The following is a 20331-nucleotide window of genomic DNA, read 5'->3' as shown; positions in this document are numbered from 1 at the left end:
AAGAAGAATTACTTTTTGATATAGAAATCTCTGCTTTGGCAGGGAATTTATGGGGTCGACTGGTTTTGACAGCGAGATTTATTGAATGGTAAGCACGTCGTGTCATGATATTGAAACACGTAAAAGACGATATCAACCTTTTAAACGGCGAGAATAACTACGCTTTAGCTGCTTAATCTGAATCATAGTAAGATTGCGCTTATCTCTACAAGGTAGAGAGGCTAAATGTCCCTTGAAAGCCCTGGTCAGCGGCGGTCAGCATAGGGGCATCGTAAAAGTTGACATAGGGAGTGAGGCGCTTTGACTTGCTCTTGAAACTAAAGAAGATAAGGTGTAAGTGGGTTGTCTTTAACCAGCTTGCACTCGAAAAAACAAGAAAAGAATAAACGTGTAGAAAGCCCTTTGATGACTTGTTTGGACGAGAGTTCGATTCTCTCCGGCTCCACTGATGCCCTCTGTTGCTTTTTTGTGACAGAGGGCTTTTTTATGGATGCGAGTGATTGCTCGAGGATACCGAGTGATTGCTCGAGAACTGCGAGGGATTGCTTGAGGACTGCGAGGGATGGCTTGAGGACTGCGAGGGATGGCTTGAGGATACCGAGGGATGGCTTGAGGACACCGAGGGAATGCTTGAGGACTACGAGTGATTGCTCGAGGACTGCGAGGGATTGCTCGGGGACTGCGAGGGATGGCTTGAAGGTATTTAAGGATGCTTTACCTTATGTTCGTTTTTTGCTGGTCCTAGACCCCGTGTCAAGCACGGGCAGGCTTCCCAAAAAAGACTTTGCCAATCGAGAGGTATTTTTACTCTTCGAGTAAAACCACTCGTTCAAAGCTAATCTTACTTACTTTTTTGGCATCGCCCCAAAAAAGTAACAAAAAAAGTCTAGCCTGCGGTTTTTTGTTCACCCGTTACGATGCGAAAAGCGAAACAAAAAGAACTCTTTGAAATTCTAACAATACTGATTGGGGTTTGGCTACGCCGAATCTTCGGGTTGTCGCCTGTGGCGACATAGGGTTTTTATTGGGAGATTGAAGTTAGGGGTTTGGAGCGCGCGGATTGTGAATTTGGGCTATTGGGCCTTAACTTCTTTAATTATTTTGAGATACTCAAACAGAGAATATAACTCATAATAATAATTGATGGCTATAATCATTCTATTCAAATTATCATCAAAATCCTTTTCGGTAAAATTTGAAGAGAAGTCTTCTACGGCAAATGCATAACTAAATTCTGGAGTTTCTCTCTTCCGCATTAGATGCTTTTTGATAATTTTATTCTTACTCGTTTCTATCAAACAATTGAGATAAATTCCATTTGGATCGAGGGTGTAAATGTCTATGGTTTTTACTCCATCTTTATATCGATTATTTTCCTTTAAAATAGTTTCTAATTTTTTCCAAATCTTGTCATAAGTGCCACCATTTTTTAGACTGTCTATTATGGTTTTGGTTTCTGCTGACAAAATAAAATCAGGTTCGACTTCTTGAGTATGTAACTCTTTTATGTAAGATATGTATGCTTTGCCAATGGATTGCCTTTGATATTTATGGGCTAATTTTTTTTCAAATAATTGAACGGCGTCATTAATAAGCTTTCTATCAGTATCATTAAGACAACTTTTCATCTCTGATGCATAATCAGGTGTTTTTGACTTGGAGCAACTTAAACACATCAATAGCAGGGCTATCCAGAGAAATAAATAAGAATTAATGTGTTTTTTCATAGTGAAGGTAATGGCTTTATGCGCGGCTTGTTATAAAAATCAGCGAGGACTTTGCTTCGCCAGTTCGCACTTCATGCTTGTATCCAAATGAGGACTGACCAAGCCATAGCTTATATATGGTGTTAGGCAAAGTATTTATTCTTATTCCGATAATCTTTTGATAATCGTTTCAGATAATTGATAATCCATAATACAGCCGACTATATCCCAGATTATGGCTGGGTTTACCGTTAGAAAAAATATCCATTTTTCCAATTCATCTTTTTCCTTGATGAATTTCTCGCGGTGATTGTAGTAGTATTCAACCGCTCTTAATCTGGATATCGGATTTTTACTGTACATAAGTAGAATAGCAATTTCTTTATTGATTTTATGTTCTATTTTTTGGTAATACACCCAATTTTCAAGTGCACAATGACTTTTTTCATCTTGCTCCCCATAAATCAGTCCAGATTCAGTTGACATGTAAAACTGAATTTCATCGTCTTCACTTAAACTACCTTTATAGTATTTTAATGGCTCTTTAAATGTATCATAATTATAGTATTTTGGTCTTATAAGTGTGTCTTTGGTAATTTGGAATTCATTGTTATACCAATTTAAATATTTGTTTAATTGCTTATTTGTTGGATTATATGGAAGTTGGGGTTTGAGGATAAAACTGACTAAAGAGTCTTTATAAAAAATAAAATCACACCAGATAGAGATATAGCCTCCATATATAACATAATTTTTATTGACATAACCAAAACCTAAACTTATTGGCGATTTTAATTGCTCATGTTTCTCAAATAGCTCAAAAAGATTATTTGGGCTATTTAATGATTGAACTACACTTCCAATTAGAATTTCATCTTTTGATTCCCAATCCTCATTTTGGGCAAATGATAATATCACATTGCATATCGAAAATATTAGAAGAAATGCTGATTTCATATTTTGCCTAACTTGTTTATATGCGCTATTTTGTTTCTCTTATCCACTTAAATTGGCTGGCTATGCGCTACTTTTATCACTTTTTTATAGCGAGTTTGTGCCATAGCCATTTCACTTTTATTAAGAGTAATTGCGCTCTATCAATAATACCTTTTTTTTATGAGTTATCAAAGTGAATATATGAATAGCAAAAGATTATAATGTCATGTTTTTATGACAAAATCACTCGAATGGACAAGATGGTGACATATGGTCGGGATGAAAATGAGGTCCCCACTTTCGTGGGGATGTAAAAAATCCCCGCGTGGACGGGGATTTGAAGGACTCTTTTTTTTGTAAAGGGTCTATAGTTTTACGTTGGTTTTGAACTTAAGACGATGGACCTGTTTGAACTCTGGACTTTTGAAGCCATACACTGCCTGAACATATTGTTTGACTTGCAGTGCAATGGCCACCAAACCTGTGGTAGGATGATACAAGACATTGTTTCGCTCTGTACGTGCATTTGCTAACTTGGCATTTGCCATCGCCACAGCGGTATTGGCTACTTGAATTTCTTCTATAAAAGCTTTGAGAGCATTTATTTTTAGTGTCATTTCTGCAGGTGCATACAATCCTTCAATAGCGCATACGCCTACCATACCGTCAAAATTATTGAGACGCTGTGCAAAGGATTTTTGGCTGGCACTGATGACCTTATCTGATGAGTTAGGGTCGATTTTTGCCACACGTCTACCTTGAATCTTATTATTATAAGACTGCGCCTTGCTGATGGTTTCTTTACTGGCACCGCATGAACGCAACTCTCCCATCATGCGTGTTGCCAAAAATGGCATCTTGACATATAGGTTATAGCGAATATCCAATACCTGCTTAAATTCGTTGAAGGCACTATTGACATCTGCCATGCACTGTACTGCCAGAGCATAGACTGACTGCAAGTGGGTGAGCAATAAAAGAGAGTTACTAGGAAGATACCTGGTGCCGAAACCGATGACGAATGCGATGAGTAAATCGAAATTAAACACATTATTAGAATTGCCTTGTTCATTGATGTGTGCGGCTCTTTTCTTTGCCTTTGGTTGAGGTTCTTCTTGGGGTTCTGCCTGTGCCTCTTGTGGAGACTCTGCGGCAGTGGTAGACGACTCAACGGCTTGCTCTGCCGCTTGATTGTTGGACTCAAAACCTTTTGCAAGGTCGTTTAACGTATCTGATACTTTCGAAGATTTAATAACTTTTTTCATAATAAGGTAAATTTTAGATTTGGATACTGCGTACAGCCTAGCTTGCTTATGGCTATGAACTACTGTAAGCGGTATTTTGTTTTGCTTGGGGAGGCAATCTTTCGTTGCTGCCAAAGCGGTAAACGGTAAAATTTAAAAAAATAAAAAGGGTCCTTTTTGGAGTCTTCGGGCCTTTAGACAGCTACTCGAGATTAGCAGCTATTAGTCAGTTGACTACGAGACAAATGTAGAAATTATTTTGACATGTACAATATCGACGTATAACTTTTTTTATCGATTAAGTGTAAAATATATCGTTTAAAAGTATTAAAATATCGTTAAAACGCTTGAAAAGACTGATAACTTGACGTGTTGAGGTATCATGAAAAAATTATGAAAATATTTTTAATAATAAGTGAAAATTTAACATTTTAGGCTAATATAGGCGTGGTTTTGGTGAGGTATTTTGGGTGGCATTTCGTGGTTATTGGACAAAATACTTTCATAAAAACCATCAAATTACATGCGCTTCTTCCCTGTCATTTCATCAATATTGATGGTGAACACAAATGGTACTTCGTCTTTATAGATTTTGCTGGAGAACTCGCTGATGAAATCGGGTTTTTTATGCTCTTTTTCAGTGATGATATCCTTGATGCCCAATGAGAATTGGTGCAGATATGCTTTGGCATCACTGCCATAATGGAGTTCAAAAGTGCCGTGGACAAGGACAGATTTCCATTGATTGACCGATAAAATATCGGCTACTTGGAGCGATACCAAATTGTTTTTTCGCATGGAGGCAATTTTATGACCTTCGCCCGAATAGCAGATAATGAGTTTTGATGCCTTGTCATAAAAATAGGTGATGGGCACCACGTAAGGCCGGTTTTGGTGCATATAGCCCAAATGACCGATGTAGTTGTTTTCTAAAATGTAGTCAATTTCTATTTGTTCTAGACTTTTTATCATGGATGTGCGGTTTTATGGATTTAAATCGTTGTCTAATTTACGATTTCGAGCGATGAAAAACCATGATATTTATCAGGTTGAATAAATTATTAAGGGAGTGTTAAGGACTAGAGTACATAGAGTTAAAGTGTGTTAAGGAATAGGTTTAGCGCTAAAATAATAGGGGTTTGAGTCATTGATGCGTGGATATTTGGAATATATTTGAGTATAATAATTAAAACACAGATCTATGAAAACTTTAAAAACAATGATAGCTGTTGCCATCCTATTTATGACAGTAGGTGCCGTAGCACAAAACGACAAACACAAAGAGTTAATGGCTGATGCTGACAAGGCAAAGGCGACATTGCTCGCCAAAGATGCTGGACTTAAAACTTATTTTGACAATGCCTCTGGTTATGTTATTTTTCCGAATGTAGGTAAAGGTGGCTTGATCATAGGTGGTGCCAGTGGTAATGGTATTGTTTATGATAATGGTGCTGCCGTAGGCATGGCCAATTTGAAAAAATTAAACGTCGGACTGCAAGCTGGTGGACAAGCCGTTATTGAAGTGATCTTTTTTGAAACAGATGCAGCTTTGCAACGTTTTAAAGATGGAAAATTTGAATTTTCAGCAGAAGCTTCTGCCGTAATTGCAGAAGAAGGCGCGTCTAAAAATGCCAATTATAATGATGGCGTGATGGTGTATGCGATGCCAAAAGCTGGATTGATGGCTGATGCCTCCGTAGGCGGACAGAAATTTGGTTATAAGCCGTTTGCTCAATAACCATCTGTAAAGAAGATAGTTTGAAAAGGTTAGCTGATTGCTAGCCTTTTTCTTTTTAGTTGGTTTCTACTTCAAAACCTTTAAACTTCCATTTGGTGATGCCGCCTTCTAGATCAAAGATTTTAACGAAGCCTGCCTCTTGAAGTTTTTCAGCGCATTTGGCACTTCTTCCACCCGACTTGCAGTAAAGTAATACTGGCTTGGTTTTATCCAGTTTTAGAATATCTTCCTCAAAAGTAGGCGAATTGAAGTCGATATTTTGAGAGTGTGCTATAAAGCCTTCGCTGTATTCCTCTGGCGTACGTACATCTACCACTTGCACATCCTTTTGATCGACAAGTGTTTTCATTTCTTCCGGTGTTACCAATTTGATTTCTCCTTGGTCTGTGTCTTCTTTGCATCCTGATACCAACAGAACCAAAGCTAAACTGAACATCGTTACTAATTGTTTCATTGTGATTGGTTTTTAATGTTACTCAACAGCTCCCGTCCACTGACTGAAGCCTCCAATTAAATTATAGGCATTTTTAAAACCTAACTGATTCATCACCGCACAGGCTTGGGCACTTCTTGCACCAGCTTTACAATACACATAATAGTTTTTGGATTTATCTAAAGCATCTACTTCCTCAATAAATCCTTGACCTTTATAAATGTCTATGTGAAGTGCATTGGGGATTTTCCCTTCGTTCACTTCCGCTTGGGTTCGAACATCGAGAATGACGGCATTGCTGTCGTTGGTCAATTGTTCAAGCCATTGGTGTTGTGTTAAATCTGACATAACTAGTATCAATAATCATGCAAAATTAACATTTCCTTATGATAAAGACGAAAAAAAATCCGAAGTGTTACGCTTCGGATTGTTAATTTTTATTTTTAGATGTTAGATCGCTTCGCAGAAAGACTTAAGACAACAGATTTAGTTGTCCTCTAGAATCTCAACGCTCTAATTATATATTATACCTTAATAGAGCAGCCAATTGCTCTTGTTTCAGTCTCTTTTATTTCCTTTCCTGCCAATAAGGCATCTACTGCATTTTCAACATATTTGGTTTTAACGGCAGCAGCGTCTTGATAATTGTCATCAATGGCACCAATATATTTTACCACATTTCCTTTAGATGATTTTTGCAGCAAATACACGTGTGGTGTTTTAGTTGCGCCATATTGAGGATAGATTTTTTGACCTTCATCCATCAAATACGGAAATGTAAAGCCTTTAGCTTTCGCTCTTGCTTGCATGGCTTCCATATTATCACCTGGTTTTACGTCTGTATTGTTCGGCATAATGGCAATGACTGGGTACCCTTTTGATGCATATTTTTTGTTTAAGGCTTCGATTCTGTCTTCATATGCCACAGCATAAGGGCAGGTATTGCAAGTAAAAATAACGATAAACCCTTTGGCATCTTTATAATTTGATAAAGAGACCATTTTACCGTCGATGTTTTTCAGGTTAAAATCGGTTGCAACATCTCCTACTTTATAACCTGGAGACGTTGTAAATGCTGAAGCTACCATAAAGGCAAAAACAGCAACGAAAGTTTTGATTTTGTACATAGTTCTTTTATTTAATAAATTGTTTGACTTCTGTTTCTAATTCGTCATACGTGAATGACTGTTCGTAAAATTGTCTTTTGTCCTTATTATATATTAAGGTAGCAGGAATCGCGCCAGACCAATCTTCGCTAATGGCAGGAATCCATGTATTTGAGTTAGTATCATTCAACGCCACTACTTTTGATTTCAGTTCATTTTTAATGATGAAGGGTTTTAGATTCGAATCGTATTTATTTGGAAAATCCAAACTTACTAGAATCACCTCAACATCTTTATTGGCATAGTTGGCGTTCAATTTTTCAAAATACGGAAGTTCTTTGACACAAGGTGCGCACCAAGTAGCCCAAAAGTTGACGACATAAGTTTTTTCTGAAGTAGTAGACAGCATCGATTTTAAACCATTAAAGTCATAAATCTCCAAATCTATATCTGCAATATCTACTTGAGCATCATTAGATACGGACTCTACTTTATTGGTGGCCACTTCGGTAGTTTGTGGTACATCCTTACAAGATGCAAACATCAATATACCTATAAGTATGTAGTATCTCATCCTATAAATTTAAGCAACTCTATGATGTAGATTTCAATTTTAACAAAAATTTAAAGCAAATTTAGTTTGAGAGTTCGCAAATAGTATTACATTTGTATATACAATTGTTGTATATGAAAGAATTGAACGACATTTTAAAAACGAACAAAGCATTGCCTCTTTCAAAGAAGACCATATTGAACATTTTTTTTGTTCAAAGTCAATTTAAGGATGAGTTACAATCTGTGTTGAAGCCTTTTGATTTGTCGATGGAGCAATTCAATGTGTTGAGAATTTTGAGAGGCCAAAAAGGAAAGCCTATCAATCTTCAAGACATCCAAGAACGTATGGTGAACAAAATGAGCAACACGACCAGACTGGTGGACAAACTTATTTTGAAAGAACTTGTGGAACGTTTCACTTGTGAAAAAAACAGACGGAAAGTCGAAATTTTCATCACCGAAAAGGGCTTGGAACAATTACAGGAGTTGGACAAATTGATAGATAACAGCGAGGTTGAATTGACCAATAATCTATCAGCATCTGAATTAGAACATTTAAATCAATTATTAAATAAATTAAGAACACAAACCTAAAAACACACAATTATGAAAAGTACAATAATTTTAGCATTGGCATTTGCAGCCTCTACTGTAGCAACTGAAAAGAAAGTGAACGTATCTGAAAGTAAAGTTACCTGGGTAGGACACAAAGTAACAGGAAAACACGACGGAACTCTTAAATTGCAAGACGGTACACTTCAGTTTGACGATAAAAACAATTTGACTGGTGGATCTTTCACAGTTGATATGTCAACCTTGAGTGTTACCGACTTGGAAGGTGATTCAAAAGGAAAATTAGAAGGTCACTTAAAGTCTGATGACTTCTTTAGCACAGCAAGCCATAAAACTTCAACTTTAGTGATTACTAAAGTAGATGGAAAAGCTGGCAACTACAAAGTGACTGGAGATTTGACCATCAAAGGAATCACAAATCCTATCACTTTTAATATGAATGTGAAAGACAACACTGCTACTGCTAATTTAAAAGTAGACAGAACCAAATTTGATATAAAATACAAGTCAGCAAGTTTCTTTGACGGATTAAAAGATGCTGCCATTTATGATGAATTTGATCTAAATGTCAATTTAAAGTTCTAATCCCTTTAGATCTGGATTAATAGCAACATTTAGTGGAGATTCCTGCTTCGGCGGGAATCTTTTTTTAATTTTATCCTAAATAATTTGAAAAGCAAGGTTTTCATTTTTATATTTGAACCAAATAATTAAAGATTCCCTTTTGCACGGGAAATAATATGAACACAATTTTAAATCATACTTGGTGGTGGAATTCTCGAAACGCAAACTTCGTGAACTAAACCTATAGTATATTTTAATCAACAATATCGAAAAGGCCTGTCATTCACGACAGGCTTTTTTTATATAATTAAATGTCATTTCTGCCATTACGGAAATGACACTGATAAATAGATGAAAACATTCAGCCTTTACACTCATTACAAAAAAATCATTGCAGATACTTTGACACCTGTGAGTATCTATCTTAAAATTCGAGATCGATTTCCGAACAGTATCCTGCTTGAAAGTAGCGACTATCACGCTAATGACAACAGTTTTTCATACATCTGTTGCAACCCGATTGCGTCCATCAAAATTCAGAATGAAAAAATCATTGAAACCTTTCCTGATGGTAGTGATTTGAAGCATAACATTCACCCTGATACCGACATTGCGCATCACATCCATCGCTTTACTAAACGCTTCAAGTTGCAATCGGACAAGCAGTTTAAGTTCATCAACAATGGGATATTTGGATATATGGCTTATGATGCGGTCCGTTATTTTGAAGATGTTGAGATTTCGAAGAAAGATGGCCATCACAACCTTCCGGATGTTTACTATGCGGTGTATCAAAACATCATCGCCATTAATCATTTCAAAAATGAGGCCTATGTGTTTGCGCATTGTTTCGATACTGAAAACAATATCGACAGCATCCTGCAACTCATTCAATCGAAAAACTTTGCAGCTTTTAATTTTTCGACTGTTGGCGAAACAGTTTCCAACCTTACCGACGATGATTATAAAGACCAAGTCGCTTTGGCAAAAAAACATTGCGCGCGTGGTGATGTATTTCAATTGGTCTTGTCAAAAAAATTCTCGCAACAATTCAAAGGTGATGATTTCAACGTGTATCGTGCCTTGCGAAGCATCAACCCCTCGCCTTACCTATTCTATTTTGATTATGGCGATTTCAAGATTTTCGGGAGTTCGCCAGAGGCGCAATTGGTGGTCAAAAACAATCTTGCAGAAATTCATCCCATTGCAGGTACTTTCAAACGAACAGGAAATGACGAAAAAGATGCCGAATTGGCAAAAGCCTTGGCAGCGGACGACAAGGAAAATGCTGAACACGTGATGTTGGTGGATTTAGCCAGAAATGATTTAAGCCGACACGGCAGTAATGTGACGGTCGAAACCTATCGTGAGGTGCAGTTTTTTTCGCACGTGATTCATTTGGTGAGTAAAGTCACGGGAGAAAAGCATGCGAACACTACCACGATGCAAATGGTTGCGGACACGTTTCCGGCTGGTACGTTGAGTGGTGCTCCGAAGCATAAAGCGATGCAACTGATTGAGAAGTATGAGAAAACAAGTCGAGAATTTTATGGTGGTGCCATTGGCTTTATGGATTTTGAAGGTAACTTTAATCACGCAATTATGATTCGGACGTTTTTGAGCAAAAATCATCAGTTGCATTGGCAAGCTGGCGCGGGATTGGTTTCGAAATCCAACCCTGAAGATGAATTGCAGGAAGTGTATAACAAGCTTGGTGCACTGACCAAAGCGATTGAATTGGCGAAGGAGATTTAGTTTTCAGTGTTCAGTAGCAGTAGGCAGTAAGTAAATAAATAACAACAAAATAGATTCCCGCGTACGCGGGAAATGGATATGAAAAAAGTATTAGTCATCGATAATTACGACAGTTTTACGTACAACCTTGTGCATTATTTGGAAGATTTGGGTTGCGAGGTGACCGTTCGACGTAACGACCAATTAGACCTTGACGAGGTGGAAGCCTTTGATAAAATTTTGCTCTCACCAGGGCCAGGTATTCCTGATGAAGCCGGTTTGCTAAAACCTATAATAAAGCGATACGCAGCTACCAAAAGCATCCTTGGTGTATGTCTTGGTCAGCAAGCCATTGGCGAAGTGTTTGGCGGCAAACTTGTTAATCTCGACACTGTTTTTCACGGTGTAGCAACAAAAGTGACCATCGCTGTGGAGGATGAGCCTTTATTTGATGGGCTGGACAAGACCATTGAAGTAGGGCGTTATCATTCGTGGGTTGTGGCCACTGATTTACCAGATGTGTTGGAAGCTACCTCTTTTGACGAACAAGGTCAGGTGATGTCCTTGCGTCATAAAGAGTTTGATGTCAAAGGTGTGCAGTACCATCCAGAATCGGTGTTGACACCTGATGGGAAACGGATGTTGTCGAACTGGATTAATTTAGACGTTAGATGTTAGACTTTAGACATTAGATTTTAGATAATAGAAGACAATATGAATAATTACAGAGAATTAAAGATTTGGCAAAAGTCTATGGAGTTGGTTGAAAAAACCTATGCGTTAACACTATTATTTCCAAGGGACGAAAAATACGGATTGATAAGTCAAGTACAGCGCAGTGCCATTTCGGTTCCCTCCAACATTTCAGAAGGAGCCGGAAGAAATTCCAACAAAGAGTTTAGAAACTTTCTTGGAATTGCCAATGGCTCACTCAACGAACTCTCTACACAATTGGAGTTGGCAAAGAGAATTGGCTATTTGGAAGAACATCAGGTTAAAGAAGTGTTTGATACGATTGTCGAAATCCAGAAGATGAACTTCACTTTAATTAAAAAATTTTCTATTGAGTAAAAGTCTCAAATCTCACGTCTCAAATCTTAAATCTTAAATCTTAAATCTAATAAATGAAGCAAATATTAAACAGACTCATCAACCACGAAAGCATCTCAAGTGAGGAAGCAAAACAGGTGTTGGTGAACATCTCAAAAGGAGATTACAACCAAAGTCAGATTGCATCGTTTCTGACGGTGTATATGATGCGAAGCATTACCATTGAAGAGCTGAAAGGATTTCGCGATGCACTTTTGGAAATGTGTATTCCAGTCGATTTGAAAGGGTATAATGGCATCGATTTGTGCGGTACAGGTGGTGATGGGAAAAACACTTTCAATATTTCCACACTTGCCTCTTTTGTAACTGCTGGCGCTGGAGTGAATGTTACTAAACACGGTAATTATGGCGTGTCGTCTGTTAGTGGGTCTTCAAACGTGTTGGAGCATTTAGGCGTGAAATTCACTAGAGACGTTGACTTTCTAAAAGAATGTTTGAATAAAGCAAGTATTTGCATTTTGCACGCGCCTTTGTTTCATCCAGCAATGAAAAATGTGGCACCCATTCGCAAAGAATTGGGCGTGAAAACATTTTTCAATATGCTTGGCCCAATGGTGAATCCATCCTTTCCGCCACATCAAATGGTGGGTGTTTTTAGTTTGGAATTGTTGCGCTTGTATGGTTATCTATATCAAAATACTTATAAAAATTACACCATCGTACACGCACTTGATGGCTACGATGAAATCTCATTGACTGGTACTTCGAAAGTGGTCAAAAATCATTCTGAATTTATGCTTGACCCGAGTTATTTCGATATAGAAACCCTATCGCAAGAAGCCATTTATGGAGGCAACACGATTGAGAGTGCTGCCACGATTTTCAAGCATATTTTGGACGGACACGGCACCGAAGCGCAGAACAATGTTGTTTGTGCCAATGCTGCACTCGCTATCGACACAGTGAAACAAACTGGACTTCAAAATGCTTTTGAAATGGCAAAAGAATCGTTGTTGAATGGCGAAGCAAAAAAGCGATTTGAAACCCTTGTAACCTTGAGTAAAAACCAATGACAATTTTAGACAAGATAGTAGTGGACAAAAGGAAGGAAGTAGGTTTTAAGAAATCTGTTATTCCCTTCTCGCAATTGGAACAATCTGTTTTATTTCAGAAGAATACGAATTCCTTGGTTAGCAATTTGCATCAAAGCAATTCTGGCATCATCGCCGAGCATAAACGACGTTCCCCTTCAAAAGCTGTTATCAATCAAGATTTGAACGTTTTTGAAGTTGCAAAAGGATATGAAAATGCTGGCGTTTGTGGAATGTCTGTATTGACCGATGGAAAATATTTTGGAGGTTCACTGGACGATTTGATTGTTGCACGAAGTAGTTGTGATTTGCCATTACTTCGGAAAGAATTTTTAATTGATGAATACCAAATTCTGGAAGCAAAAGCCTTTGGAGCGGATGTCATTTTGCTGATTGCAGCGATTCTTTCGAAAGCTGACATTAAGAGGTTTTCGGAATTGGCACAATCAGTTGGTCTGGAGGTGCTTTTGGAAGTGCATAATGAAGAAGAACTGCACAAATCCATTATGCCGAGCCTTGATATGATAGGTGTCAACAATCGAAACCTTAACACCTTTGAGGTGAGTTTGGACACGAGTAAAAATCTTTCAAGTTTGATACCAAATGAATTTATCAAAGTCTCCGAAAGTGGCATTAGTTCGATAGAAGCCATTAAAGATTTGAAGGCGTATGATTATAAAGGTTTTTTGATTGGAGAAAACTTTATGAAAACTAATCATCCTGGCAATAGTGCGAGCGAATTTATAAAAGAGCTGTCACGATGAAACTTAAAGTCTGCGGAATGACATCAGAAAAGAACATTCTTGAAGTTGCCCAACTTCAACCAGAGTATTTGGGATTTATTTTCTATGAAAAGTCCGCTCGATATTTTAATAGAGACATTCCAAATCTGCCAAAAGAGATAAAAAAAGTAGGTGTGTTTGTGAATGCTCCTATTGAATTCATTCTGGAAAAAATCACAGCATATGGTTTGAATGTGATTCAATTGCACGGTTCAGAATCTGCTGAATTTTGTAAAGATTTAAAGCGTCATTTCGAGGAACAAATTGACGATAATAACACTAGTGAAATCAAAAGATTGCCGCGCTACGCTCGCAATGACGTTATAATCATCAAAGTCTTTTCAGTAGACAACCAGTTTGATTCTGAGACCTTACAACCTTATGAATCTGTGTGCGATTATTATCTATTTGACACTAAAGGAAAACTGCCCGGTGGCAACGGTTTCACGTTTGACTGGACGGTTTTAAAAAACTATCCCTCCTCAAAACCATTTTTTTTGAGTGGTGGCATCGGATTGGAACAACTGGATGATTTGAAGTCATTCTTACAAACCAAAGAATCTCAATTTTGCAACGCCATTGACGTCAACAGTAAATTTGAGATAGAACCAGGATTGAAGGATGTTCAGAAATTGGAATTATTTAAAGAGAAAATAAAAAGTTTATAATAAAAAAGATTCCCGCTTTCGCGGGAAAAAGATTATGACATACAACATCAACAACAAAGGGTATTATGGAGACTTCGGTGGGGCTTTCATACCTGAAATGCTCTATCCTAATGTGGAAGAACTGCGACAAAAGTATCTGAATGTTATGTCAGAGCCTTCTTTTGAAAAAGAGTTCAATCAATTGCTGAAAGATTACGTTGGACGCCCTTCTCCACTCTATTTTGCGAAGCGATTGTCCGAAAAGTACAACACAAAAATCTACTTGAAGCGCGAGGACCTCAACCATACAGGAGCGCACAAAATCAATAATACTATCGGACAAATACTGATGGCAAAGCGTCTGGGCAAAACGCGTATCATTGCCGAAACTGGTGCTGGTCAGCACGGCGTGGCGACGGCGACGGTTTGCGCCTTGATCGGATTGGAATGTATTGTGTATATGGGCGAAATCGACATCGCACGACAAGCACCCAATGTGGCACGTATGAAAATGCTTGGCGCCACGGTTGTACCTGCAACTTCTGGAAGCAAAACCTTGAAAGACGCCACTAACGAAGCCATTCGCGATTGGATTAACAATCCCGTGGATACGCATTACATCATCGGTAGCGTGGTCGGTCCGCATCCGTATCCTGATATGGTGGCACGATTTCAATCGGTGGTTTCAAAGGAAATTCAAGAACAATTGCAAGCGCGGGAAGGCATTGCAAAACCAGATTACATCGTGGCTTGCGTGGGTGGAGGCAGTAACGCTGCTGGTGCTTATTATCATTTTTTGGATGATACAGAAGTGAAACTGATTGCCGTCGAAGCGGCTGGACACGGCGTGGACTCTGGTGAGAGTGCAGCGACTTCCGTTTTGGGCAAGGAAGGTATCATTCACGGGAGTAAAACCTTATTGATGCAAACCAAAGATGGGCAAATTACCGAGCCATACTCTATTTCCGCTGGCTTGGACTATCCTGGTGTTGGCCCTATGCACGCACATTTGTATAAAACTGGACGCGCCGAATTCATTGCCATCACTGACGACCAAGCAATGACAGCTGGGCTAGAGCTTTGCAAACTTGAAGGTATTATTCCTGCCATTGAAAGTGCGCACGCTTTGGCAATTTTTGAGCAAAAAGAGTTTAAACCGAATGACATCGTTGTGGTGAGTTTGTCAGGACGTGGTGATAAGGATTTGGATACTTATATTAAGCATTTTGGATTGTAAATAGAATTGTTCAGTGTTCAGTGTTCAGTGTTCAGTAAAATTTAAGTAAAAATGAATCGCATACAAACGAAACTCAAAGAAAACAAAAAACTCCTCTCCATCTATTTTACGGCTGGATATCCCAAGCTGGAGGATACTGTTTCCATCATCCAACAATTGGAAAAAAGTGGCGTGGATATCATAGAAATTGGCTTGCCGTTCAGTGACCCTTTGGCAGACGGACCAACCATTCAAGCGAGTTCAACGCAGGCTTTGAAGAATGGAATGACCACGAACGTGTTGTTCAATCAATTGAAAGACATTCGTCAATCGGTCAGCATTCCGTTGATTATTATGGGCTATTTTAACCCAATATTACAATATGGTGTTGAGGCTTTTTGCAAACAGTGTGCAGCCATCGGTATTGACGGACTCATTATTCCCGACTTGCCCATAGATGTGTACCGAGAAGAGTATCAATCTATTTTTGAGGCTAACGGACTTATCAATGTGTTTTTGATAACGCCTCAAACGTCTGATGAGCGCATTCGTTATATCGATTCGGTATCCAATGGTTTTATATATATGGTCAGTAGTGCGAGTGTCACAGGTGCTTCATCGGGTTTTGGCAGGGAACAAACGGACTATTTCAAACGGATTTCAGAGATGAATCTTAAGAATCCGACGATTGTCGGTTTTGGCATTTCAAACCAAGAAACTTTCCGTCAGGCAACTGAGTTTTCCAGCGGTGCGATCATTGGCAGTGCGTTTATAAAATTCCTTTCATCGAAAACTGATGACGAAATATCACAATTTGTAGATGCTATTTTAAATTAAAATTTATATTTGGAATTATATAAATCACTAACCAATTAAATTTTAATTATGAAATGGTACTTAAAAGTAGTTAGAGACAACTACGCAAACTTTTCTGGACGTGCAAGACGCCAAGAGTATTGGATGTTTTTTCTTTTCAATACGATTTTTATTTATGCTGGAATTTTCCTTTTAGGAATGGTCGCTGTTGCCATCGAGAGTCCATTCATTTTATTTCTTGCTTATATCTATATGTTTGGAGTAATGATTCCTTCTTTAGCAGTTGGTGTCAGAAGAATGCACGATGTGGGCAAAAGCGGATGGTATCTATTGATTCCTATCTACAGCTTTATCCTAGCAGTGACCGAAGGTGAACGCAGAGCTAATCAATATGGGCCAGACCCAAAATCTCCTGGAGAAGACATCAACGAGATAGGAAAGATTCAAACGAACTAATATCTTTATAAATTAAAAGAGCCCGGTCTAAAAGAATGGGCTTTTTTATCTTTAACAATCGTTGGCAAGGAATGCTAAATCTCTCTTAAACGTCCTGATTTTAAGATAGATTTAATACTATTCCAGCAGCTATTTCTTATCTTTAATATGAATCAAAAAAAGAAAGAATTATGGGAATTATTGAAGATAAAAAGAAATTTAAACGAACAAAAGAAGAGAACAATCCTTTAAATCCTAAAGGAAGTCCTTCTAAAACCACAACAAATAAATTTGATATTGACAAAAAGACGATCAAAGGACAAAAGTCCAAATCCTAATTTTTGTCAAGGATTAGGCTTAAACTTTAAAAGTTTGAGCCTAATTTTTTTAAATCAACTCTTATGAAATATCTTTCAATCATTGGCACTTTGATCATGGTCACGTTTTGTTCCTGCAAAGACAAACAAACGGATGCGAGCACCGCACCACGTATCAACGATTCGGTCCTCGAGGAAGTACCGGATACCACTAATGAATTTTGCTATTTGTACGCAAAAGACAAGGACACAATTTCCTTAAATCTTACAAAGGAAAATCAACAAGTGAATGGTACAATGCGTTATAAATTTTATCAGATTGATGGCAGTTGGGGAACCTTTTCCGGCACTATGATTGGTGATACCTTACGTGGTATTTACGATTTTGAAGCAGAGGGCACCAAATCAAAACGAGAATTGATTTTTCTAATCGATGGGAATCAATTGATTCAAGGTAGTGGCAAAACAGAATTATTGGGCAACACTGAAAAATTCACAAACAACCCTCTATTTACCTTTGAAAAGAGCCAAACACTCGAGAGAGTTACGTGTAAACCTACCGTATTATAATACCTTATTATTTCCTTTCCTTAAATTACTCAATACGACATTTATATTTTAAATTCGCATAACAAACTGTTATATCACTTCCTGTATGGATACTATCGAAAATATTGAATTAAAATACCTCAACCTCGAAGATTATCAAGAACTCCAAGAAGCTATGCGCTCGGCCTATGTTACGATGCCAGATGCTATTTGGGGTGAGCATCAAATTGAAGCTCTTATCAAAAAGTTTCAGGAAGGTCAAGTGGTGATTAAAATCAATGGACAAATTGCAGGTTGTGCTTTGTCTATCATTGTAGATTATGATGATTTTGACGAAAACCATTCCTACAGAGATATTACAGGAAATTATACATTTAGTACACATAGCAATAATGGCGATGTACTTTATGGAATTGATGTGTTTATCAAACCGGAATTCCGTGGCTTGCGTTTGGGAAGACGTTTATACGATTATCGCAAGGAGCTATGTGAACGCTTGAATCTACGTGGTGTCGCATTCGGCGGACGCATCCCAAATTACGGTAAGTACGCCGATGAATTGACTCCTACGCAATATATTGATAAAGTTCGCCGCAAAGAGATTCACGATCCTGTTTTGAATTTTCAAATCTCCAATGATTTTCATCCGACACGTATTTTAAAAGGTTATCTGGAAGGTGACAAAGCATCCAAAGAATATGCAGTGCTGTTAGAATGGGACAACGTGTATTATGAAAAGCCAGCAAAAAAAGCAGCCACGGTCAAGAAAGTGGTGCGTCTTGGTTTGGTGCAATGGCAAATGCGACCCTATAAAGATTTGGATGAAGTTATGGAACAAGCAGAGTTTTTCATCGATTCTGTTTCTGGTTATCGCAGTGATTTTGCACTGTTTCCAGAGTTTTTCAATGCGCCTTTGATGGCAGAACACAACCATCTGTCAACACCAGAAGCCATCCGAAATTTGGCAAAACATACCAAGGAAATGGTGCAGCGTTTTTCAAAGTTGGCCATCTCCTATAACATCAACATCATCACAGGCAGTATGCCAGAAGTGGTGGGCGAACATTTGTATAACGTTGGTTATTTATGTCGTCGTGATGGTAGCACCGAACGTTATGAAAAATTGCACGTCACGCCAGACGAAGCCAAGGTTTGGGGTATGGTCGGTGGCACACAGTTGAAGGCATTTGATACTGATTGTGGTAAGATTGGCATTCTCATTTGTTACGATTCGGAATTTCCAGAACTGAGCCGAATTTTAGCCGATGAAGGTATGGACATCCTGTTCGTGCCATTCTTGACGGATACCCAAAACGGCTTCTCACGCGTACGTCATTGCGCACAGGCAAGAGCGATTGAAAATGAATGTTATGTTGCCATTGCAGGTAGCGTGGGCAACCTACCAAAGGTTCATAATATGGACATTCAGTTTGCACAGTCGATGGTTTTTACGCCGTGCGATTTTGCATTTCCAAGTGATGGTGTCAAAGCTGAAGCCACTCAAAACACCGAAATGATTCTGATTGCTGATGTGGACATTGATTTGCTTCGTGAATTAAATCAGTTTGGAAGTGTCCGAAATCTTAAGGATCGTCGTAAGGATTTGTTTGAGTTGAAGAAGAAATAGTGATCAGTGTTCAGTAGCAGTTAGCCTTTAGCCTTTAGCCTTTAGCCTTTAGCCTTTAGCCTTTAGCAAAACTATTCATTATTCATTATTAATTGTGCATCGGTCATCAGTCTTGATTCTTGATTCTTGATTCTTTGTTCCAATTATAATCTCACATCTCATATCTAAAATCTAACTTCTAATGGTTATTTTTGTGTTTTTCAAACGAATTGCATTATGCTTAAAAAGCTTCTCTTTATTACCATTTGTTTTCTATCAATTTCCGTAAGTGCCCAAACTACGGAGGTGTCCAAAACGCCTTTGAACATCGGCGAGGTGGTGACGCTTAAGTCCAAGATATTATCTGAAGAGCGTGTACTGAATATTTACTTGCCACAAGGTTACAAAGCGCAAGACACTCTAAAATACCCTGTGCTGTATGTCTTGGACGGTACTATGAATGAAGATTTCCTGCACATTGTAGGCTTAACGCAGTTTTTTAATCTTCAATATACGATGCCTGAAACCATTGTAGTGGGCATTGCCAACGTTGACCGCAAGCGTGATTTCACTTTTCAAACGACAGACAAGGAATTGAAGGCCAAATACCCAACCACCGGTGCTTCGACAAAGTTCATTATGTTTTTGGAAAGCGAAGTGCAACCTTATATTCAAAAGAATTATCAAGTGAACGACACCAAAATGCTGATTGGGCAATCACTGGGCGGACTCTTGGCTACGGAAGTTCTTTTAAAAAGAACTGAATTGTTTACGCATTACTTTATCGTGAGTCCAAGCCTGTGGTGGGACAATGAAAGTATGCTCAAAGATGCGAAAGCTTATTTTTCAGCTCAAAAAGACATCCCACTTTATGTGTATGTATCAGTAGGCACAGAAGGTGAAGTGATGGAAAGTGAAGCCACCAAGCTCTCTGAAATGCTCAAACGCTCTGGCAAAAAGAAACTCAAAACAGATTTTAAATTCTTAAAAGACGAAAACCACGCCTCTATACTTCACCAAAGTCTGACGGAAGGTTTTAAACTGTTGTGGCCGTTGAAAAGCTATGATTAGTAGCCGTTAGCTGTTAGCTGTTAGCTGTTAGCTGTTAGCTGTTAGCTGTTAGCTGTTAGCTGTTAGCTGTTAGCTGTTAGCTGTTAGCTGTTAGCTGTTAGCAAAATTATTCATTATTCATTATTCATTTATTCATTATTCATTATTAATTATTAATTATTA

Annotated in this window: 24 protein-coding genes and 1 other RNA gene; 17 read left to right on the top strand and 8 right to left on the bottom strand. The window is 38.3% G+C overall.

Annotated features, from left to right (window positions below; translation table 11 throughout):
- Window positions 1-51 precede the first annotated feature (51 nt).
- Window positions 52-448, top strand: a transfer-messenger RNA (tmRNA) gene (ssrA, locus tag M0G43_RS12920).
- A 625-nt stretch (window positions 449-1073) separates the two neighbouring features.
- Here ssrA and M0G43_RS12915 read toward each other — a convergent pair.
- The 4 genes from M0G43_RS12915 to M0G43_RS12900 form a co-directional block, all read right to left on the bottom strand.
- Window positions 1074-1727, bottom strand: coding sequence for a hypothetical protein (locus M0G43_RS12915; protein ID WP_248027005.1), 654 nt, complete (start codon window positions 1725-1727; stop codon window positions 1074-1076).
- 141 nt (window positions 1728-1868) lie between these two features.
- Entirely contained in the window at window positions 1869-2663 is a 795-nt protein-coding gene (locus M0G43_RS12910; protein ID WP_248027004.1) for a hypothetical protein, read from the bottom strand.
- Between the two features lie 344 nt (window positions 2664-3007).
- On the bottom strand, window positions 3008-3907 hold the full coding sequence (locus tag M0G43_RS12905) for a hypothetical protein (RefSeq protein ID WP_248027003.1): 900 nt from the start codon (window positions 3905-3907) through the stop codon (window positions 3008-3010).
- Between the two features lie 498 nt (window positions 3908-4405).
- Complete coding sequence (locus M0G43_RS12900; protein ID WP_248027002.1) at window positions 4406-4858, bottom strand: pyridoxamine 5'-phosphate oxidase family protein; 453 nt, start codon at window positions 4856-4858, stop codon at window positions 4406-4408.
- A gap of 229 nt (window positions 4859-5087) precedes the next feature.
- Between M0G43_RS12900 and M0G43_RS12895 the strand changes: the two genes are divergently transcribed.
- Window positions 5088-5624, top strand: coding sequence for a YSC84-related protein (locus tag M0G43_RS12895; protein WP_248027001.1), 537 nt, complete (start codon window positions 5088-5090; stop codon window positions 5622-5624).
- 55 nt (window positions 5625-5679) lie between these two features.
- On the opposite strand, the gene M0G43_RS12890 is transcribed toward M0G43_RS12895, so the two are convergent.
- The 4 genes from M0G43_RS12890 to M0G43_RS12875 form a co-directional block, all read right to left on the bottom strand.
- Window positions 5680-6078: a rhodanese-like domain-containing protein gene (locus M0G43_RS12890; RefSeq protein WP_248027000.1), complete on the bottom strand. Its 399-nt coding sequence runs from the start codon at window positions 6076-6078 to the stop codon at window positions 5680-5682.
- Window positions 6079-6096: 18 nt separating this feature from the next.
- On the bottom strand, window positions 6097-6405 hold the full coding sequence (locus tag M0G43_RS12885; RefSeq protein ID WP_248026999.1) for a rhodanese-like domain-containing protein: 309 nt from the start codon (window positions 6403-6405) through the stop codon (window positions 6097-6099).
- A gap of 176 nt (window positions 6406-6581) precedes the next feature.
- Complete coding sequence (locus M0G43_RS12880) at window positions 6582-7184, bottom strand: thioredoxin family protein (RefSeq protein ID WP_248026998.1); 603 nt, start codon at window positions 7182-7184, stop codon at window positions 6582-6584.
- A gap of 7 nt (window positions 7185-7191) precedes the next feature.
- A complete protein-coding gene (locus M0G43_RS12875; RefSeq protein WP_248026997.1) occupies window positions 7192-7737 on the bottom strand; it encodes a TlpA family protein disulfide reductase in 546 nt (181 codons plus the stop codon).
- A gap of 113 nt (window positions 7738-7850) precedes the next feature.
- On the opposite strand from M0G43_RS12875, the gene M0G43_RS12870 reads away from it, so the two are divergent.
- The 15 genes from M0G43_RS12870 (at window position 7851) to M0G43_RS12800 (ending at window position 20169) form a co-directional block, all read left to right on the top strand.
- On the top strand, window positions 7851-8312 hold the full coding sequence (locus M0G43_RS12870; protein ID WP_248026996.1) for a MarR family winged helix-turn-helix transcriptional regulator: 462 nt from the start codon (window positions 7851-7853) through the stop codon (window positions 8310-8312).
- 12 nt (window positions 8313-8324) lie between these two features.
- Window positions 8325-8876 (top strand): YceI family protein, encoded by a 552-nt coding sequence (locus M0G43_RS12865; RefSeq protein WP_248026995.1) that lies wholly within the window; start codon window positions 8325-8327, stop codon window positions 8874-8876.
- Window positions 8877-9206: 330 nt separating this feature from the next.
- Window positions 9207-10610: an anthranilate synthase component I family protein gene (locus M0G43_RS12860; RefSeq protein ID WP_248026994.1), complete on the top strand. Its 1404-nt coding sequence runs from the start codon at window positions 9207-9209 to the stop codon at window positions 10608-10610.
- Between the two features lie 78 nt (window positions 10611-10688).
- Complete coding sequence (locus tag M0G43_RS12855) at window positions 10689-11267, top strand: anthranilate synthase component II (RefSeq protein WP_248026993.1); 579 nt, start codon at window positions 10689-10691, stop codon at window positions 11265-11267.
- Window positions 11268-11303: 36 nt separating this feature from the next.
- Complete coding sequence (locus M0G43_RS12850; protein WP_248026992.1) at window positions 11304-11660, top strand: four helix bundle protein; 357 nt, start codon at window positions 11304-11306, stop codon at window positions 11658-11660.
- A 53-nt stretch (window positions 11661-11713) separates the two neighbouring features.
- On the top strand, window positions 11714-12712 hold the full coding sequence (trpD, locus tag M0G43_RS12845; protein ID WP_248026991.1) for an anthranilate phosphoribosyltransferase: 999 nt from the start codon (window positions 11714-11716) through the stop codon (window positions 12710-12712).
- Entirely contained in the window at window positions 12709-13494 is a 786-nt protein-coding gene (trpC, locus tag M0G43_RS12840; protein WP_248026990.1) for an indole-3-glycerol phosphate synthase TrpC, read from the top strand. Before trpD ends, trpC begins: the two co-directional genes overlap by 4 nt.
- Window positions 13491-14180, top strand: coding sequence for a phosphoribosylanthranilate isomerase (locus M0G43_RS12835; protein ID WP_248026989.1), 690 nt, complete (start codon window positions 13491-13493; stop codon window positions 14178-14180). Before trpC ends, M0G43_RS12835 begins: the two co-directional genes overlap by 4 nt.
- Window positions 14181-14214: 34 nt before the next feature.
- Window positions 14215-15396, top strand: a complete 1182-nt coding sequence (gene trpB / locus M0G43_RS12830; protein WP_248026988.1) for a tryptophan synthase subunit beta — start codon at window positions 14215-14217, stop codon at window positions 15394-15396.
- Between the two features lie 51 nt (window positions 15397-15447).
- Window positions 15448-16212 carry a tryptophan synthase subunit alpha gene (gene trpA, locus M0G43_RS12825; RefSeq protein WP_248026987.1) on the top strand — a complete coding sequence of 255 codons (765 nt, stop codon included), beginning with the start codon at window positions 15448-15450 and terminating at the stop codon, window positions 16210-16212.
- 48 nt (window positions 16213-16260) lie between these two features.
- Window positions 16261-16647 carry a DUF805 domain-containing protein gene (locus M0G43_RS12820; RefSeq protein WP_248026986.1) on the top strand — a complete coding sequence of 129 codons (387 nt, stop codon included), beginning with the start codon at window positions 16261-16263 and terminating at the stop codon, window positions 16645-16647.
- 170 nt (window positions 16648-16817) lie between these two features.
- The gene (locus tag M0G43_RS12815; RefSeq protein ID WP_248026985.1) at window positions 16818-16964 is read left to right on the top strand and encodes a hypothetical protein; all 147 of its coding nucleotides are present in this window, start codon (window positions 16818-16820) and stop codon (window positions 16962-16964) included.
- 63 nt (window positions 16965-17027) lie between these two features.
- Window positions 17028-17513, top strand: a complete 486-nt coding sequence (locus M0G43_RS12810; RefSeq protein ID WP_248026984.1) for a hypothetical protein — start codon at window positions 17028-17030, stop codon at window positions 17511-17513.
- Between the two features lie 85 nt (window positions 17514-17598).
- Complete coding sequence (locus M0G43_RS12805; RefSeq protein WP_248026982.1) at window positions 17599-19119, top strand: carbon-nitrogen hydrolase family protein; 1521 nt, start codon at window positions 17599-17601, stop codon at window positions 19117-19119.
- 216 nt (window positions 19120-19335) lie between these two features.
- A complete protein-coding gene (locus M0G43_RS12800; protein WP_248026981.1) occupies window positions 19336-20169 on the top strand; it encodes an alpha/beta hydrolase in 834 nt (277 codons plus the stop codon).
- The last annotated feature ends 162 nt before the right edge of the window (window positions 20170-20331 follow it).

Origin of the sequence: Subsaxibacter sp. CAU 1640 (assembly GCF_023156585.1) — a bacterium.
In the GTDB taxonomy this organism is placed as follows: Bacteria; Bacteroidota; Bacteroidia; order Flavobacteriales; family Flavobacteriaceae; genus JBPOFM01.
Note: the sequence above shows the minus strand (reverse complement) of the source record. Positions and strands in the feature narration are given on the sequence as shown.

Coding starts and splice junctions, on each gene's coding strand:
- M0G43_RS12915 (WP_248027005.1), bottom strand. CDS start 1,727: ATGAAAAAACACATTAATTCTTATTTATTTCTCTGGATAGCCCTGCTA.
- M0G43_RS12910 (WP_248027004.1), bottom strand. CDS start 2,663: ATGAAATCAGCATTTCTTCTAATATTTTCGATATGCAATGTGATATTA.
- M0G43_RS12905 (WP_248027003.1), bottom strand. CDS start 3,907: ATGAAAAAAGTTATTAAATCTTCGAAAGTATCAGATACGTTAAACGAC.
- M0G43_RS12900 (WP_248027002.1), bottom strand. CDS start 4,858: ATGATAAAAAGTCTAGAACAAATAGAAATTGACTACATTTTAGAAAAC.
- M0G43_RS12895 (WP_248027001.1), top strand. CDS start 5,088: ATGAAAACTTTAAAAACAATGATAGCTGTTGCCATCCTATTTATGACA.
- M0G43_RS12890 (WP_248027000.1), bottom strand. CDS start 6,078: ATGAAACAATTAGTAACGATGTTCAGTTTAGCTTTGGTTCTGTTGGTA.
- M0G43_RS12885 (WP_248026999.1), bottom strand. CDS start 6,405: ATGTCAGATTTAACACAACACCAATGGCTTGAACAATTGACCAACGAC.
- M0G43_RS12880 (WP_248026998.1), bottom strand. CDS start 7,184: ATGTACAAAATCAAAACTTTCGTTGCTGTTTTTGCCTTTATGGTAGCT.
- M0G43_RS12875 (WP_248026997.1), bottom strand. CDS start 7,737: ATGAGATACTACATACTTATAGGTATATTGATGTTTGCATCTTGTAAG.
- M0G43_RS12870 (WP_248026996.1), top strand. CDS start 7,851: ATGAAAGAATTGAACGACATTTTAAAAACGAACAAAGCATTGCCTCTT.
- M0G43_RS12865 (WP_248026995.1), top strand. CDS start 8,325: ATGAAAAGTACAATAATTTTAGCATTGGCATTTGCAGCCTCTACTGTA.
- M0G43_RS12860 (WP_248026994.1), top strand. CDS start 9,207: ATGAAAACATTCAGCCTTTACACTCATTACAAAAAAATCATTGCAGAT.
- M0G43_RS12855 (WP_248026993.1), top strand. CDS start 10,689: ATGAAAAAAGTATTAGTCATCGATAATTACGACAGTTTTACGTACAAC.
- M0G43_RS12850 (WP_248026992.1), top strand. CDS start 11,304: ATGAATAATTACAGAGAATTAAAGATTTGGCAAAAGTCTATGGAGTTG.
- trpD (WP_248026991.1), top strand. CDS start 11,714: ATGAAGCAAATATTAAACAGACTCATCAACCACGAAAGCATCTCAAGT.
- trpC (WP_248026990.1), top strand. CDS start 12,709: ATGACAATTTTAGACAAGATAGTAGTGGACAAAAGGAAGGAAGTAGGT.
- M0G43_RS12835 (WP_248026989.1), top strand. CDS start 13,491: ATGAAACTTAAAGTCTGCGGAATGACATCAGAAAAGAACATTCTTGAA.
- trpB (WP_248026988.1), top strand. CDS start 14,215: ATGACATACAACATCAACAACAAAGGGTATTATGGAGACTTCGGTGGG.
- trpA (WP_248026987.1), top strand. CDS start 15,448: ATGAATCGCATACAAACGAAACTCAAAGAAAACAAAAAACTCCTCTCC.
- M0G43_RS12820 (WP_248026986.1), top strand. CDS start 16,261: ATGAAATGGTACTTAAAAGTAGTTAGAGACAACTACGCAAACTTTTCT.
- M0G43_RS12815 (WP_248026985.1), top strand. CDS start 16,818: ATGGGAATTATTGAAGATAAAAAGAAATTTAAACGAACAAAAGAAGAG.
- M0G43_RS12810 (WP_248026984.1), top strand. CDS start 17,028: ATGAAATATCTTTCAATCATTGGCACTTTGATCATGGTCACGTTTTGT.
- M0G43_RS12805 (WP_248026982.1), top strand. CDS start 17,599: ATGGATACTATCGAAAATATTGAATTAAAATACCTCAACCTCGAAGAT.
- M0G43_RS12800 (WP_248026981.1), top strand. CDS start 19,336: ATGCTTAAAAAGCTTCTCTTTATTACCATTTGTTTTCTATCAATTTCC.